The organism is Acinetobacter sp. Q85-2, from assembly GCF_013420555.1.
Lineage (GTDB): Bacteria > Pseudomonadota > Gammaproteobacteria > Pseudomonadales > Moraxellaceae > Acinetobacter > Acinetobacter indicus.
In genome coordinates this window covers 74,356-90,257 of sequence record NZ_VOXW01000002.1, presented here as the reverse complement: position 1 = coordinate 90,257, position 15,902 = coordinate 74,356, and the positions used below count along the sequence as shown (strand labels likewise).

Sequence of the window (15,902 nt, the reverse complement as noted above, 5' to 3'; positions counted from 1 at the left end):
GTTTTTATCGTTTTTTACTCACTTCCCTCCTGTCGACGTACTGCATTCATACAAAAATCGGCAATCTGTTTGACAAAGTAATCCTTATAGTTTTGATCAAACATCACATTGCGAGATGGGTTTAAAGGTTCAATCACCACAAAAGTCATAGAGCCAACCACGCCCAGTGCGGCGGTGTTCAAATCTTCAAACTCAAACTCACCATTGACTTTTCCTTCAGCCAAAATTTCCTTAATGCTCTGCTTGATCAGCTGTTTACTGCGAAAACGTTCATGTTCCATTTCCGAATCAACCGGTTCAAACATGAGCGCATACGCCAGTTGGGGACTGTTCATGGCACGCTTCACAAAAGTTGTAACAGATTTTTGCAATTTCTGTTTTGGCGATAAATCCGAGCCGGCAATGTGGTTCAAAATTTCAACCTCATGCTGAATCGCATTCGACAACACTTCAATTAAAATCTGGCTTTTGTTTTCGAAATATCGATAGACCAGACCGGTAGATACACCGGCACGTTCCGCAATGGCCTGAATCGACGCCTCTTTAAAGCCCCCTTGAGCAATTAGTTCACGAGCGGACTGCAAAATCGACAGGCGATTCTGTTCCATTCGTTCCTGCATCAATGATGATCTTTTATAACTCATATCTTATTCTCAACCAGATAAAATGAATTGTAAATCATTTTGTGAATTTTAGTTCACTTTTTTAAATTTTCGATGTATGTTAAAAACCAAGCACAACAAAAATGCTTTTTTGGAAACAACAAATATAACCGCAGGATGGATGAAGAAATGAATTTACAAAGCTTGGATTTCGGTTTGGATGAAACACTGATCGCCCTTCGTGATTCAGTTGCTGCATTTTGTGCAAAAGAGATCGCACCAATTGCTCAACAGGTCGACCGTGACAACGAATTCCCTGCTCATCTTTGGAAAAAGTTTGGGGACATGGGTTTACTCGGTCTGACTGTAAGTGAGGAATATGGTGGCACCAACCTCGGTTATCTGGCACATATTATTGCCATGCAGGAAATTTCACGTGCCTCAGCATCCATTGGCCTTTCCTACGGAGCACATTCTAACCTATGTGTGAACCAAATTAAGCGTAATGGTAACGAAGAACAGAAACAGCGCTATTTACCGAAACTGATTTCAGGTGAATATGTCGGCGCACTGGCCATGTCAGAACCGAATGCCGGCTCCGATGTGGTGAGCATGAAACTCAAAGCTGAAGATCAGGGCGATCATTATCTGCTAAACGGCTCAAAAATGTGGATCACCAACGGTGGCGATGCAGACGTGCTGGTAGTGTATGCCAAAACTGATACCCAGGCCGGTGCCAAAGGCATGACCGCTTTCCTGATTGAAAAAAACATGCCGGGCTTCAGCCACGGTACGCACCTGGATAAACTGGGCATGCGCGGCTCGAATACCTATCCACTGTTCTTTGACAACGTGCGTGTACCGAAAGAAAACGTCCTCGGTGGTGTCGGCAATGGCGTAAAAGTGCTGATGAGTGGTCTGGACTATGAACGTGCTGTATTAAGCGCAGGCCCACTGGGCATTATGGATGCCTGCCTAGACACCGTGATTCCGTATATCCACGAGCGTAAACAGTTTGGTCAGGCACTGGGCGAATTCCAGCTGATGCAAGGCAAAATTGCTGATATGTATTCGACCTGGCTGGCCTGTAAAGCACTGGTCTATGCCGTAGGTGCAGAATGTGACAAAGCCGAGCATAGCCGCAGCCTGCGTAAAGATGCTGCCAGCGCAATTTTATATGCAGCCGAAAAAGCCACCTGGATGGCCGGTGAAACCATTCAGACGCTAGGTGGGAACGGTTATATCAATGAATTTTCTGCTGGACGTTTATGGCGTGATGCCAAACTCTATGAAATTGGTGCAGGCACCTCGGAAATTCGCCGTATGCTGATTGGCCGCGAACTGTTTAACGAAACTGCCTAAAAAATAAATCACAAGAATAGACAAGGATGTTGGCATGAATCAATTACAGAGCAAAATCAATATTCGCAGCGAAGAGTTCAAAAACAACCACGCAGCGATGCAAACCCTGGTCGATGACCTGAAACAGAAAGTCCAGAAAATTGCCCTCGGCGGCGGTGAAACTGCACGTCAGAAACATCTGGATCGCGGTAAATTATTACCACGTGAACGGATTGACCATCTGATTGATCCGGGTACGGCTTTTATTGAAATTGGTCAGCTGGCTGCCTATCAGGTGTATCAGGATGATGTACCTGCTGCCGGTGTCGTGGCCGGTGTCGGTCAGGTCAATGGCGTGACCTGTATGATCATTGCCAATGATGCGACAGTCAAAGGCGGAACGTATTATCCGCTGACTGTGAAAAAGCATTTACGCGCTCAGGAAATTGCCGAGCAGAACCATCTGACCTGTATCTATCTGGTCGATTCTGGCGGTGCCTATTTACCGCTGCAAGATGAAGTGTTCCCAGATCGTGACCACTTCGGCCGTATTTTCTACAATCAGGCGCGCATGTCGAGCATGGGCATTGCCCAGATTGCCGTGGTGATGGGCAGCTGTACAGCCGGCGGTGCTTATGTCCCTGCCATGTCCGATGAAACCATTATTGTGCGGAATCAGGGTACCATCTTCCTGGGTGGTCCGCCTTTGGTGAAAGCTGCCACTGGTGAAGTGGTCAGCAGTGAAGACCTGGGCGGTGGTGATGTACACACGCGTTTATCAGGGGTGGCCGATCATCTGGCAGAAAATGACGAACATGCTTTGGCCATTGCCCGCAACATCGTCGCCAATTTAAATAAAAAACCAAATCCACAGCCGCAAAATGTCGAAGCACCATTATTTGATGCGTCCGAGCTGTACGGCATTGTCCCGACCGATGCACGTAAACCGTTTGATGTGCGTGAAGTGATTGCCCGTATTGTCGATGGTTCACGTTTTGACGAGTTCAAGGCACGTTTTGGGACCACGCTGGTCACCGGCTTTGCCAAACTGTACGGTATGCCAGTCGGCATTATTGCCAATAACGGAATTCTGTTTTCCGAGTCGGCACAAAAAGGCGCACACTTTATTGAACTGTGTACCCAGCGCAATATTCCCCTGCTCTTCATTCAGAACATCACCGGCTTTATGGTTGGCCGTCAGTATGAAAATGAAGGCATTGCCAAAAATGGTGCCAAACTGGTAATGGCAGTCGCGACAGCCAATGTGCCGAAACTAACCCTGGTGATTGGCGGTTCCTTTGGTGCTGGCAACTACGGCATGTGTGGCCGCGCCTATTCACCACGCTTTATGTGGACCTGGCCAAACTCGCGTATTTCGGTGATGGGCGGTGAGCAGGCTTCGAGTGTACTCTCGACCCTGAAACGCGACCAGATTGAAAGCAAAGGTGGCAGCTGGTCAGCAGAAGAAGAAGATCAGTTTAAACAGCCTATTCGTGACCAGTACGAGCGTCAAGGTCATCCATATTATGCTTCTGCGCGTTTATGGGATGATGGTGTGATTGATCCGGCACAATCGCGTGAAGTATTGGCACTCAGTCTGGCGGCAGCATTAAATGCCCCAATCCAGCCAACCAAATTCGGCGTGTTCCGCATGTAAGAGGTGACAAAAATGGATTATCAATTTTTACAACTCGAACAGCAAGATCAGGTGGCTACGGTGTGGATTAACCGTGCCGAACTGCACAATGCCTTCAATACCCAAGTGATTGAAGAATTACACGCCTGCTTTCAGTATCTGAATACGCGTGAGGATGTACGTGTCGTAATTTTAGCTGGACGCGGCAAAAGCTTCTCTGCAGGTGCAGACCTGAACTGGATGAAACAAGCAGGTCAAGCCTCTGAAGCAGAAAACCAAGCCGATGCCCTGAAACTAGCGAAAATGCTGCAAAGTCTGGCCACCTTGAAACAGCCAACCATCGCCCGCGTACATGGCATTGCCTTTGGCGGCGGTATGGGTCTGGCCTCGGCCTGTGATATTTGTGTGGCCAGCACCGATGCCAAATTTGCGACCTCTGAGGTGCGTTTAGGTCTGGCGCCATCCACCATCAGCCCTTATGTCATTCGTGCCATTGGTGCGCGTCAGGCATCACGTTACTTTTTAACTGCTGAACGAATTTCTGCAGAACAGGCACACGCTATTGGTCTGGCACATGAAGTGACCACGCCGGAACAGCTCGACAGCAAAATTGATGAAATTGTGCAGGTCTTATTACTCGGTGGCCCAGAAGCACAGCATGCATCGAAACAGCTCATTCAGATGGTGAACCAGCAAGTCCTGACCGAGGACCTCTTGCTGCAAACCGCACAGCATATTGCCCACGTTCGCCAGGGAGATGAGGCGAAAAACGGCTTAAATGCTTTCCTTAACAAACAAAGCCCGGCCTGGATCAAGACCACGGCATAACAACTAGAAGGATCCTAACGATGTTTGAAAAGATTTTAATTGCCAACCGTGGTGAAATTGCCTGCCGTGTCATTCGTACTGCCAAAAAACTGGGAATTGCAACTGTTGCAGTCTATTCAGATGCAGATGCTCAGGCCCAGCATGTCAAACTGGCCGATGAAGCAGTCTATATTGGTGAATCACCAGCAGCACAAAGCTATTTACAGATTGAACGGATTATCGAAGCCGCAAAAAGCACCGGCGCACAAGCCATTCACCCGGGTTATGGCTTCCTGTCTGAAAATGACCAGTTTGCTTTTGCCTGTCAGGACAACAACATTGTCTTTATTGGCCCGCCAGTTGACGCCATTCTGGCGATGGGTTTAAAAGCGACCTCTAAAGCCTTGATGGAAAAAGCCGGCGTACCACTGACACCGGGTTATCATGGCACCAATCAGGATGCTGCGTTCTTAAAACAGCAAGCCGATGACATTGGCTATCCGGTGCTGATTAAAGCCAGCGCCGGCGGTGGCGGTAAAGGGATGCGTCTGGTTGAGCGCAGTGAAGATTTCCTTAGCGCCCTGGCCTCATGTAAGAGTGAAGCCCGTTCCAGCTTTGGCAATGAAGATGTACTGATTGAACGCTATGTCGTGCAGCCGCGTCATATTGAAGTTCAGGTTTTCGGTGATACCCATGGCAACTATGTGCATCTGTTTGAGCGTGATTGCTCGGTACAGCGCCGCCATCAGAAAGTACTGGAAGAAGCACCAGCACCGAAAATGCCGGAAGATAAACTTGAAGCGATGCGCCAAGCCGCAATTGACGCTGCACGTGCAGTAAATTATGTCGGTGCCGGTACAGTCGAGTTCATCGTTGAACAAGACGGTACTGCTTATTTCATGGAAATGAACACCCGTCTACAGGTTGAGCATCCGGTCACTGAAATGATCACCGGTCAGGATCTGGTGGAATGGCAGTTACGTGTCGCGTTCGGTGAACCTTTACCGAAACAGCAACATGAATTACAGATTCACGGCCATGCTTTAGAAGCACGTGTTTATGCCGAAGAACCTGAAAAAGGCTTTATTCCGGCGATTGGTCAAATCAGCTATCTGCATTATCCAGCACAAAATGAAGCGGTACGTGTCGACAGCGGTATTGTTGAAGGCGATGAAATTAGCACCTACTACGACCCGATGATTGCCAAACTGATTGTCTGGGGCAAAAACCGTGAAGCAGCATTAACGCAAATGCACCATGCTTTAGGTCAGTTCCATGTCGATGGTCTGGGCAACAACATTGCCTTCCTGGATCGTCTGGTACTGTGCGATTCTTTCAAGAATGCCAATTTGGATACTGGCCTGATTCAGCGCGAAGAAGAATTCCTGCTAAAACCGGCCACAGAGCTGATCAGTACGCTAGTGGTCAGCGCGGCCTTCATCGAATTGCTGTCACGTTTGGCCCAGAACCCGAGCGCCAGCAATCCGGTCTGGCAGACCAATGCTTTCTGGCGTTTAAACCTGCAATCGGGGCAGACAATCAAATTACAATGTAATGACAAAACCTTAAATATCCAGTTTGCAGCACAAGAACATGGCTTTGTCGCACAGTATGAGGGTCAGACTTTTGAGCTTGAGGGTCAGTTACTGGATGCGCATACCCTGCAATTCAAGCTGGCCGGCAAACAGCAAAAACTGGCCTTTAGCCAGACTGAACATGGCATTACCCTGTTCCAGAATGGCCAGAGCTATAAATTTACCTATCTGAAACCGGTATTTAACCAGGATGATGAACAAGGTGCTGAAAACAACCTGACTGCGCCAATGCCGGGTGTCATCACTCAGGTACTGGTCGCGGCCAATGACAAAGTCAAAAAAGACGATGTCCTGATGACCCTCGAAGCCATGAAAATCGAATACTCGATTCGTGCACCGCATGATGGCATCGTGGCCAGCTCTTACTTCCAGGCCGGTGATCAGGTCAAAGCTGGCGATGAGCTGGTGGAATTCCAGCCGCTGGCGGAGGAAGTCGCATGAGCGAATTTGTCAAAATTGTTGAAGTCGGGCCACGCGATGGCCTGCAAAATGAAAAAACACCCTTAACCCTGGATGACCGCAGACAGCTGATTCTGGATTTAATGCAAACCGGTTTACAGGCCATTGAAGTTGGTTCCTGTGTATCGGCCAAATGGGTACCGCAAATGGCAGACAGCGATGTGCTGTTTGCCGGCTTGCCCAAAGATCCAAACATTCAGTTCAGCCTGCTCACGCCAAATCTGAAAGGTTTTGAATCTGCGCTGGCAGTGGGTTGTACAGAAGTTGCGGTCTTTACCGCAGCCTCTGAAAGTTTTACCCGTAAAAATATCAACTGCTCAATTGATGAAAGTTTTGAAAAATTCAGCGATGTGATGCGTGAAGCCAAAGCGCACAACATTCGTGTGCGTGGTTATGTGTCCTGTATGGTCGATTGTCCGTACGAAGGCGCGATTGATCCACAGCAGGTGGCAAAAGTTTCGCAGCGCCTGCTGGATATGGGCTGCTATGAAGTGTCTTTAGGTGAAACCATTGGCACCGCCACACCCGACCGGGTGAAAAAAGTCTGGGATGCCTGTCTGGCTGAGCTGGATGCAACGGTGCTGGCCGGTCATTTTCATAATACCTATGGCATGGCTATCGCCAATATTTATCAATCACTGCTGCAAGGTATTCGCGTTTTTGACTCGTCGATTGCCGGTTTAGGGGGCTGTCCTTATGCCAAAGGCGCATCCGGCAATGTCTCGACCGAAGATCTGTATTATCTGCTGTCCAACATGGGCTATGAAACCGGTATTCAGCTGGATGCCTTGATGCAGGCCAGTCGTAATATCAGCAATGTTTTACAGCGCAATAATCCATCCAATTATGCCAATGCCTACTGGCAAAAAGCCTGCGCTTAATAACCGAATAAAACCCGGCTTGAGCAATGCCCTCAAGCCACTCAAGGATGTAACAGCAGCAACCTGCTGAAAAAGGATAAAAAATAGAGGTGACACATGGCAAATAAAGTCTATGACAGCGCACAAGCCGCCTTAAATGGCGTGGTTCAGGATGGCCAGACCCTGGCCGTAGGTGGTTTTGGCCTGTGCGGGATTCCTGAAGCATTAATTGCCGCGCTAAAAGACACCGGTGCCAAACAGCTGACCTGTATTTCCAACAATGCCGGTGTCGATGGTTTTGGTCTGGGGCTGCTGCTTGAAACCAAACAGATTAAAAAAATGATTTCATCCTATGTCGGTGAAAACAAAGAATTTGAACGTCAGTTTCTGAGCGGTGAACTGGAAGTTGAACTGACCCCGCAAGGCACACTGGCAGAAAAATTACGTGCCGGGGGTGCGGGTATTCCAGCCTTCTATACCGCCACCGGTGTCGGTACTGTCATCGCGGAAGGCAAAGAAGTGCGCCAGTTTAAAGGTCAGGATTATATCTTAGAAGAATCTTTAACTGCCGATGTTGCCCTGGTCAAAGCCTATAAAGCCGACAAGGCCGGCAACCTGATTTTCCGTAAAACTGCACAAAACTTTAATCCGGTCTGTGCCATGGCGGGCAAAATCACCATTGCCGAAGTCGAAGAAATTGTAGAGATTGGCGCGCTCGATCCAGATGAAATCCATCTGCCGGGGATTTATGTCAACCGCATTGTGTTAAATGCACATCCTGAAAAACGTATTGAACAAATGACTTTAAAGGCGGAGGCTTAAACCATGGCTTGGACGCGTAATCAAATGGCGCAGCGCGCCGCACAAGAACTGGAAGATGGTTTCTATGTCAATTTAGGGATTGGTTTACCAACTTTAGTCGCTAACTATATTCCAGAAAATATCAACGTCTGGCTACAGTCAGAAAACGGCCTGCTCGGGATTGGGGAATTCCCAACTGAAGCCACGGTCGATGCTGACCTGATTAATGCCGGCAAACAGACGGTCACAGCTCGTCAAGGTGCTTCGTTTTTCTCTAGCGCAGACTCTTTTGCCATGATCCGTGGCGGCCATGTCAATATTGCCATTCTGGGGGCCATGGAAGTCTCTGAACAGGGCGATCTGGCCAACTGGATGATTCCGGGCAAAAAAGTCAAAGGTATGGGCGGTGCCATGGACCTGGTCGCAGGTGTGCAAAAAGTGGTGGTGTTGATGGAACACTGCGCCAAAGATGGGACACCTAAAATCGTTTCACAGTGTAGCCTGCCGCTGACCGGTAAAGCCGTGGTTCATCGCGTAATTACCGATTTGGGCGTTCTGGATATTACCCCAACCGGCGTGCAGCTGGTGGAACTGGCACCGGAGGTCAGTTTTGATGAAATCCAGAAAGTCACCGGGGTGCCTTTAATACGTAATGCAGCTTAATGGCTGGTTTTAAAAGCGGGCATCGGATGGTCGTGAATACATCCCCACCGCTACCTCCGCTTTTCAACTAAACCAAAAAGGACGACTTGACGTCGTCCTTTTCTATTTCCTTAACTCAATCCTTACTCTGCTTTTTTCTCGACAATACCTTGGTCATCGACCGCACGTACCACCCCGGTTTCTGTATTTAATACTTCAAACTCAATACGACGGTTCTGGAACTGCCCTTCTGGGGTTGCATTTGGTTCCATCGGCTGTTGCTGGCCATACCCCACGGCCTGTAACTGTGAAGGATCAACCCCACGCTGCACCAGATAATCACGTACCGCTTCAGCACGGCGTAAGGACAACAGATTATTGGCTTCATTGCTACCTACCGCATCGGTATGGCCTTTAATGGTCAAATGTACATGCGGCGCACGCTGGATTAAGGCCGCAGCCTGATCCAGAATTGGCTGATTGGCTTCCGGTACAGTCGAAGATGCCGACTCAAAATGAATTGCTTCCAGATTTAAGGCGGTGGCGACATCCAGCGCCTGAATATTATCCGGGTTAATCACAGCCAAGGCTTGTGCTGCGGTTGTGGTGGCTGGTGTGGCGGTCTGTACATCGAGATCCTGCTGCACCGTAATGGTCATATTCTTAGCCAAAGGACGCAGCTGATTGGCCACACGCTGCGCATCTGCCGGATTGATGGACTGAATCGCAATCTGCTCACCCATCCAGGTCATATTGGTATTCGGCACATCTTTCAGGATTTTCAATGCCGTTGGAATCACATCCTGATCAATAAATTCACTATGATAATTGCTGGCGCTATTCACCCCACACCCTGTCGGATGGTTAAAAATCCGTTTAACTTCTGTTTGCAGAATGTCGGTATAAGCCGGATTGTTCAGATACAACTGACAGGTGACCAGATCGCCATTGGAACCGGTATTGACCTGCAAATAGGCAGGTTCCGTCGCTGCTGCCTGGGTAACAGGCACCTCTTCTTCATTACGTTCAGAACAGGCTTTAAATAAAAAGGCCAGTAACAATGCCAGAATAATAAAAATCAGAATCGGTACCCACGGCGAGCGCTTCTGTTCCGGCACCTCTTCATATAACTCAGGCGCCTGATGAATAGTCTGCCCGGCAGTGGCATTGACGCCCAAACCGGCCAGCAGCGCAGCGGCCCATTCCGGCAAAGCAGCCTGAATGTCCGGCATATGCTGATCAAGCAAATGCACAATCGCCTCAGGATCGGTCGAGCCGGCCTCGCTTTCTAAAAAACCTAAGGTTGGTACGATGGCCCGGTTCAGGATAGATTCAATTTCATCTGCCGGCGCCTGACCGCGGCTAAATTCCAGAAACTGCTGTTTCAGGTTCAGGTTGGTACCAAAAATTTCAGCCAGCCGCGGATTAAGCTGATTTCTCAGGCTGTCAATGAGGGATGGCCGGTGTCTTAACACCGATAAAAACACCGGATAAAAATCATTTAAGGCACGGTTTTTCTCAATGAGGTAATCCGTTTCCCCGTCTAGCACAATGGATGACACGCTATTTTTCAATAATTCTATCAATCTGGTTTGCATGATATGGCCTCATTTTTTTCATTGTTCTACTCGCATTTTTTAGTGTATCTGGTCATTTTTTATACGTTGTAAATAATTGTATTTTTCTTTATGTACTTAAATTAAAACATAAAAAAAGCCAGCAAATGCTGGCTCTTGAACAGGCGAATTTAGGCCAGGAAAGTCTGAATTACCTTGCCTTTCACGGTTTGCTGAATCAGCGGTGTGTTCTTGCCTTGAGACAGAATGCTGTCTTTATCCAGCGTCCACTCCAGTTCAGGATCGACCAGAATCCAGCCAGCTTCCTGCATCCAGCGATCTGCCATTTGCGCAACCGTTGCCGGTGCCAGTGTCACGGTATGCACCCATTCCAGCGGACTGAACAGGCCTTCCTCAACCAGTTGCACGCCCAAGGGCACAAAGGTATCAAAAGCGGTAAAGCCCGGTAAGGTTTCAGCAAACGGCGCCATTTTGGCCGAACTGCTTAAGGGTTCATGATGGGTACAGATCGCATCAATTACGCCATCTTTTAAGCCCTGACGCAGCAATTCTTTGTCTTTTTCAGCACGTAGCGGTGGACGTACATGCGCCAGCGAGTTAAAGCCATCAATCACCTGATCGGTTAAATGCAGCTGATGCATCGCCACATCACAGGTTACTGGCAGGCCTTTTTCTTTGGCAATTTTAATCAGCTCGACCGAAGCGCCACAGGACAGTAAACCGAAATGCGCACGGACTTTGGTCGCTTCAATCATCAACAGGTATTTGGCAATGGCTACGGTTTCGGCCAGCGCCGGAATCATAGGCAAGCCCTGACGTGAAGCAATAAAACCTTCATGCACACAGCCATCTTTAGCAATTTGCGGTTCTTCGGCATAGAACACCACGGTCAGGTCCAGACCGGCTGCATATTCCAGCGTGCGAATCACGACATCATCATCAACAAAGGATGCATTGGCATTGGAAACTGCAGTACAGCCGCCCTTTTTCAGACCGGCCATATTGGCAGGCTGTTTGCCTTGCAAGCCTTGGGTTTGTGCGCCAATCACCTGTAAATAAATACCACCATCCAGCATGGCTTTTTCGACCAGACCGTGAATCAAAGCACCATTGTCCTGCACAATCGGCTTGGAATCTGGTGGGGTAAACACGTGCAGAATACCGTTTTCACGTGCCGCCTTGCCTTCTGATTTTAAAGTACCATGCTGCTGCTGACCCGGTTCACGCATCCGCGCGCACAGATCAACCATGGTTGGCATCAGCCATTTGCCTTGTCCATCAATGGTTTCAGTCACATCTGCTGTTTCTGCAACCAGCTTGCCATTTTCCAGATATACCGTTTGCACGCGATCAGTCTTTTGCATTGGATCAAGAACGCGGACATTTTCAATTTTTACAATACGCATGACTGATTCCTTATACCGCAATCGCTTCAATTAAACCTTGTTCCTGCAGTTGACCCTGCATCGCCAGTGCCAGCACAGCCATACGCACCGCAATACCATTGGTCACCTGATTTAAAATCACCGATTGCGGACCATCGGCAATGCTGGAATCAATTTCCACACCCCGGTTCATCGGTCCCGGGTGCATCACGATACAATCCGGTTTGGCCAGCGCCAGACGCTCTTTGTTCAGGCCATACATTTTGTAGAATTCTGCCGGTGAGGACAGCGCCGGCGAATCAATCCGTTCATTCTGGATACGCAAGGTAATAATTACATCACAGTCACGGATGCCATCTTCCATTTTATTAAACAGGCGTACATCGGCTCCGTATTCTTCAAAACCAAATGGCAGCAAGGTATTCGGTGCAATCACGCGAATATCTTTACAGCCTAAAGTTTGTAACGCCGCCACATCAGAACGTGCCACGCGTGAATGTTTAATATCGCCAATAATGGCAATGCTCATGTCAGCAAAGTCTTTTTTGGTTTCACGGCGAATGGTCAGCATATCCAGCATCGCTTGAGTCGGATGGGCATGACGGCCATCTCCGGCATTAATAATTGCGATATTTGGACAGACATCTTTGGCAATAAAATGCGCTGCACCTGAAGAGGAATGACGCACCACAAAAATATCGGCGGCCATGGCTTCCAAGTTCCACAGCGTATCGCGCAGGGTTTCGCCTTTAGAGGTACTGGAACGGGCAATGTCAATGTTAAGCACGTTGGCCGAAAGACGTTTGGCTGCAGCTTCAAAGGTGGTACGGGTACGGGTTGAATTCTCAAAAAACAGGTTCATAACCGTACGACCTTCCAGCAGGTTGTTAGTGATCAGCTGATTTTGGTCATTAAAAAAGGACTGCGCGGTGTCCAAAATTTTGGTGAGGGTTTGTTTGGAAAGCCCTTCGATGGTGATGAAATGTTTTAGATTTCCATCTTTATTGAGTTGAATCTGGCTCGGAGTATGCAATGCCGCCAAGTGCATGAGAGATTCCTTATACGTTAAGTCAACGTATTATACAGAGATTCCCAAAAGATGGCGCTGAAGATTTCAACATTTAAAGCCCTTTTCCTGCCAAGGAATCAAGTTTTCTTCAATCATTACCATAAATTCAACAGGATAATTCAACCGGTTTTGGTCAATATTGCTTAGGCTATTTTTGGATGATAGATAAAAAAGCCCCCAGAATCGAGAGCTTGTTGATGTGGATGATGGCGGTTTTAACGTAAAGCACCAATATAATGATGCGACACCTGTGCCCGGTAAATTTCCTCCTCGGTAATTTCGGGTTCAACCTGTTCGTCGATGACCTCATCTAGCGGGTTCAGCAACGGTGCATTTAAATCCAGTAGCTTGGTCAGCCGTTCGGCATAACGGCTTAATTCAGCATCTCCGGTGGCTAAGGCCAGCTCAATCACATCTTTGGCATAGCCCGGATGATCGACCAGATACAAGGCATCAATTACCCTGCCGCTGACCCGGCGTAAACGTGTATACAATAAGGTAGCCACTGAAAAGGCTTCATTGTGGGCAATTAACTGATCACTGCTTTCGACTCGCATATTTCCCCGTTCTCCAATTTTAAAGTTAAGGTCATTTTTCGTTATCGTTATCTATTTTGCAAAATGTATACCAACCGATGGGAAGCACAGAAAATGGATCAAATTTGTGTGGGTTTTAGTACAAATAAATCTTGTATATCTTCAGCACAACATCCGCCCAAAGCCGTGAAAATACGTTAAAATATCAGATTGCTTTGTTGCTTTTGGAAATTTACATGCATTCGAAACCGCGTCTTTCTACATACTGGGTCACCTGTGCAGATGGACTTGAAACCTTGCTTCAAGAGGAATTAGAAGGTTTAGGGGTTCAAAATATTGAACGTTTACCGGGTCGTTTAATTTTCAAAGGCAGCTTGGAACAGGCGTATCGCATTTGTATGTGGTCACGTTTGGCTTCCCGTGTCTTAATGCCAATTCACACTTATGAGCTGGAACGCCATCACGACGCACGTGATGTAGCTGAAGAGCTTTATGAAGGTGCAATCAGCTTCGACTGGTCACTGATTTTTGCACCACAAAGCACCTTTGCCATTCGCCTGCATGTGGAACGCGAAATCAAGGTCAATACCCAGTTTGCCACCTTACGCGCCAAAGATGGTGTGGTCGATTCCTTTATGGAAGCGGTAGGCCGCCGCCCAAGTATCGACACCAAGCAACCGGAAATTACCCTCTATATTCTGGCCGGCAAAACCGAGCATACCTATTGCCTCGACTTGTCCGGGGATTCACTGCATAAACGTGGCTACCGCCGTTTTATGACCGATGCGCCAATTAAAGAAAACCTGGCCGCGGCAATTTTGCAAAAAGCCAAACTCAAAGAAAAGAATCCGGACATTATTCTGGACCCGATGTGTGGTTCAGGTACCTTTATTATTGAATCCCTGCTGATTTTAACCGACCGTGCACCGGGTCTGGTACGCCGTTTCGGCTTTAATGGCTGGAATGGCCATGACCATGAACTGTGGATGTCATTAAAGGCAGAAGCGGCTGAGCGTCATCAACAGGCGCTGGAACAGCCACTGCCAAAATTCTATGCTTTTGATGCCGACTGGGAAGCAGTCAAAGCCACCAAACAGAATATTATTGCTGCCGGTTTTGAACGTCTGCTCGATCATATCCAGATTGAAGAACGCACCTTGTCAGACTGGCCAGATTTTCAGGCCGAAGGCAAAACTGCGTTTGTGGTGACCAACCCGCCGTATGGTGAACGTCTGGGAGATAAAGCCTCGAACCGTGCCTTGTATTTAGGTCTGTCTGCCCTGCTACAAAAACATTTCCCGAACCAGTCTGCTGCTGTCATTGCAGCCCAGGTGGAACAGGCCGATGTGCTGGCATTTAATGAGCCGCAAACCTTGCGTTTAATGAATGGTAAGCTGCCAATTTACATTCGTTTTGGTACGGTCAAACCATCGGCAGTAGTAAAACCATTCCTGGCCGACTGGCAGCCACAGCAGTTTGAACCAATTGAAGGTGCCGAAGACTTTACCAACCGTCTGCAAAAAAACATGCAGGCCTTAAAGAAATGGGCGGTTAAAGAAAACGTCTATTGTCTGCGTTTATACGATGCCGATTTACCGGACTTTAATGTTGCGGTCGATTTATATGGTGATCGTCTGCATGTGCAGGAATATGCACCACCGAAGAAAATTGATCCTGAAAAAGCAAAAAAACGCTTTAACCTGGCGCTACAAGCGATTCGTGCCGTGACCGGTTTAGGCCGTGATGCCGTGTTTATTAAAACCCGTGCCCGTCAGGAAGGTAAAAACCAGTACACCAAACAAAGTACCGCATCGAAACGCTTTATTGTGCAGGAGGGTCAGGCCAAGATTCTGGTTAACCTCACCGACTATCTGGATACCGGCCTATTCCTGGACCATCGCCAGATTCGTTTACGCATTGCCAAAGAAGCTAAAGGCAAGCATTTCCTCAATCTGTACAGCTATACATCAACGGCGAGTTTGCATGCTGCTTTAGGCGGCGCAGCCAGCACCACCAGTGTGGACTTGTCCAACACCTATTTGAACTGGTCCAAAGAAAACTTTGTCTTAAACGGCTTAACCGTCGACCATGCCGATGAACAACACCAGTTCTTTGCCAGCGACTGTTTTGAGTGGCTAAAAGAAGGTCATGAGCAATATGACCTGATCTTTATTGATCCGCCCACCTTCTCCAACTCGAAAAAATTCTACGGCACTTTTGATGTACAACGTGACCATGTCTCGCTAATTAAACGCGCCATGAACCGTTTAACCACAGAAGGCACCCTGTACTTCTCGAATAACTATCGCGGTTTTGAAATGGATGAAACCTTGCCAGCGCTGTTTGATATCCAGGAGATCAGCCATGAAACCATTGGTCCAGATTTCAAGCGTAACCAGAAGATTCACCGCGCCTGGAAAATCCAGCATCCACAAATCTAAAATGTGATTGGCAAGGACGGTGAATGGCAAAGGATGATTTGATCCTTTTCTATTCACAGTTCATTCGATTAGCAATAAAAAGCCTGCTACCCTATAGCAGGCTTTTTTACATCGGAAACTTTACGCTATCACTCATCATCCAGCGTGGACT

13 protein-coding genes are annotated in these 15,902 nt (G+C 48.0%); 8 read left to right on the top strand and 5 right to left on the bottom strand.

The genetic code is table 11. From position 1 onward, the window contains the following. Positions 1–14: 14 nt before the first annotated feature. Positions 15–644: a TetR/AcrR family transcriptional regulator gene (locus FTT68_RS01810; RefSeq protein WP_180175142.1), complete on the bottom strand. Its 630-nt coding sequence runs from the start codon at positions 642–644 to the stop codon at positions 15–17. 147 nt (positions 645–791) lie between these two features. Between FTT68_RS01810 and FTT68_RS01805 the strand changes: the two genes are divergently transcribed. The 7 genes from FTT68_RS01805 (at position 792) to FTT68_RS01775 (ending at position 8,764) form a co-directional block, all read left to right on the top strand. Continuing rightward, positions 792–1,964, top strand: a complete 1,173-nt coding sequence (locus FTT68_RS01805; protein ID WP_104469947.1) for an isovaleryl-CoA dehydrogenase — start codon at positions 792–794, stop codon at positions 1,962–1,964. Between the two features lie 34 nt (positions 1,965–1,998). Further along, positions 1,999–3,600, top strand: a complete 1,602-nt coding sequence (locus tag FTT68_RS01800; protein WP_104472985.1) for a carboxyl transferase domain-containing protein — start codon at positions 1,999–2,001, stop codon at positions 3,598–3,600. A 12-nt stretch (positions 3,601–3,612) separates the two neighbouring features. Then, positions 3,613–4,407: an enoyl-CoA hydratase/isomerase family protein gene (locus tag FTT68_RS01795; RefSeq protein WP_104472984.1), complete on the top strand. Its 795-nt coding sequence runs from the start codon at positions 3,613–3,615 to the stop codon at positions 4,405–4,407. Positions 4,408–4,427: 20 nt separating this feature from the next. After that, on the top strand, positions 4,428–6,422 hold the full coding sequence (locus FTT68_RS01790) for an acetyl/propionyl/methylcrotonyl-CoA carboxylase subunit alpha (RefSeq protein WP_180175141.1): 1,995 nt from the start codon (positions 4,428–4,430) through the stop codon (positions 6,420–6,422). Further along, positions 6,419–7,321, top strand: a complete 903-nt coding sequence (locus FTT68_RS01785; protein WP_005177060.1) for a hydroxymethylglutaryl-CoA lyase — start codon at positions 6,419–6,421, stop codon at positions 7,319–7,321. The genes FTT68_RS01790 and FTT68_RS01785 overlap by 4 nt, the downstream gene beginning before the upstream one ends. A gap of 96 nt (positions 7,322–7,417) precedes the next feature. Then, on the top strand, positions 7,418–8,122 hold the full coding sequence (locus FTT68_RS01780; protein WP_075166674.1) for a CoA transferase subunit A: 705 nt from the start codon (positions 7,418–7,420) through the stop codon (positions 8,120–8,122). 3 nt (positions 8,123–8,125) lie between these two features. Continuing rightward, positions 8,126–8,764 (top strand): CoA transferase subunit B, encoded by a 639-nt coding sequence (locus tag FTT68_RS01775; protein ID WP_005177056.1) that lies wholly within the window; start codon positions 8,126–8,128, stop codon positions 8,762–8,764. 122 nt (positions 8,765–8,886) lie between these two features. On the opposite strand, the gene FTT68_RS01770 is transcribed toward FTT68_RS01775, so the two are convergent. The 4 genes from FTT68_RS01770 to FTT68_RS01755 form a co-directional block, all read right to left on the bottom strand. Beyond that, complete coding sequence (locus tag FTT68_RS01770; RefSeq protein WP_180175140.1) at positions 8,887–10,341, bottom strand: OmpA family protein; 1,455 nt, start codon at positions 10,339–10,341, stop codon at positions 8,887–8,889. Positions 10,342–10,490: 149 nt separating this feature from the next. Further along, positions 10,491–11,726: a dihydroorotase gene (locus FTT68_RS01765; protein WP_180175139.1), complete on the bottom strand. Its 1,236-nt coding sequence runs from the start codon at positions 11,724–11,726 to the stop codon at positions 10,491–10,493. Between the two features lie 10 nt (positions 11,727–11,736). Further along, positions 11,737–12,753 (bottom strand): aspartate carbamoyltransferase catalytic subunit, encoded by a 1,017-nt coding sequence (locus FTT68_RS01760; protein ID WP_005177046.1) that lies wholly within the window; start codon positions 12,751–12,753, stop codon positions 11,737–11,739. A gap of 236 nt (positions 12,754–12,989) precedes the next feature. Further along, on the bottom strand, positions 12,990–13,331 hold the full coding sequence (locus tag FTT68_RS01755) for a hypothetical protein (RefSeq protein ID WP_104487417.1): 342 nt from the start codon (positions 13,329–13,331) through the stop codon (positions 12,990–12,992). Positions 13,332–13,546: 215 nt separating this feature from the next. Between FTT68_RS01755 and rlmKL the strand changes: the two genes are divergently transcribed. After that, entirely contained in the window at positions 13,547–15,751 is a 2,205-nt protein-coding gene (rlmKL, locus tag FTT68_RS01750; RefSeq protein ID WP_075174773.1) for a bifunctional 23S rRNA (guanine(2069)-N(7))-methyltransferase RlmK/23S rRNA (guanine(2445)-N(2))-methyltransferase RlmL, read from the top strand. Positions 15,752–15,902 lie beyond the last annotated feature (151 nt).

Bases quoted from the DNA above. Each gene is read 5' to 3' on its own strand.
- FTT68_RS01810 (WP_180175142.1), bottom strand. From the start codon at position 644: ATGAGTTATAAAAGATCATCATTGATGCAGGAACGAATGGAACAGAAT.
- FTT68_RS01805 (WP_104469947.1), top strand. From the start codon at position 792: ATGAATTTACAAAGCTTGGATTTCGGTTTGGATGAAACACTGATCGCC.
- FTT68_RS01800 (WP_104472985.1), top strand. From the start codon at position 1,999: ATGAATCAATTACAGAGCAAAATCAATATTCGCAGCGAAGAGTTCAAA.
- FTT68_RS01795 (WP_104472984.1), top strand. From the start codon at position 3,613: ATGGATTATCAATTTTTACAACTCGAACAGCAAGATCAGGTGGCTACG.
- FTT68_RS01790 (WP_180175141.1), top strand. From the start codon at position 4,428: ATGTTTGAAAAGATTTTAATTGCCAACCGTGGTGAAATTGCCTGCCGT.
- FTT68_RS01785 (WP_005177060.1), top strand. From the start codon at position 6,419: ATGAGCGAATTTGTCAAAATTGTTGAAGTCGGGCCACGCGATGGCCTG.
- FTT68_RS01780 (WP_075166674.1), top strand. From the start codon at position 7,418: ATGGCAAATAAAGTCTATGACAGCGCACAAGCCGCCTTAAATGGCGTG.
- FTT68_RS01775 (WP_005177056.1), top strand. From the start codon at position 8,126: ATGGCTTGGACGCGTAATCAAATGGCGCAGCGCGCCGCACAAGAACTG.
- FTT68_RS01770 (WP_180175140.1), bottom strand. From the start codon at position 10,341: ATGCAAACCAGATTGATAGAATTATTGAAAAATAGCGTGTCATCCATT.
- FTT68_RS01765 (WP_180175139.1), bottom strand. From the start codon at position 11,726: ATGCGTATTGTAAAAATTGAAAATGTCCGCGTTCTTGATCCAATGCAA.
- FTT68_RS01760 (WP_005177046.1), bottom strand. From the start codon at position 12,753: ATGCACTTGGCGGCATTGCATACTCCGAGCCAGATTCAACTCAATAAA.
- FTT68_RS01755 (WP_104487417.1), bottom strand. From the start codon at position 13,331: ATGCGAGTCGAAAGCAGTGATCAGTTAATTGCCCACAATGAAGCCTTT.
- rlmKL (WP_075174773.1), top strand. From the start codon at position 13,547: ATGCATTCGAAACCGCGTCTTTCTACATACTGGGTCACCTGTGCAGAT.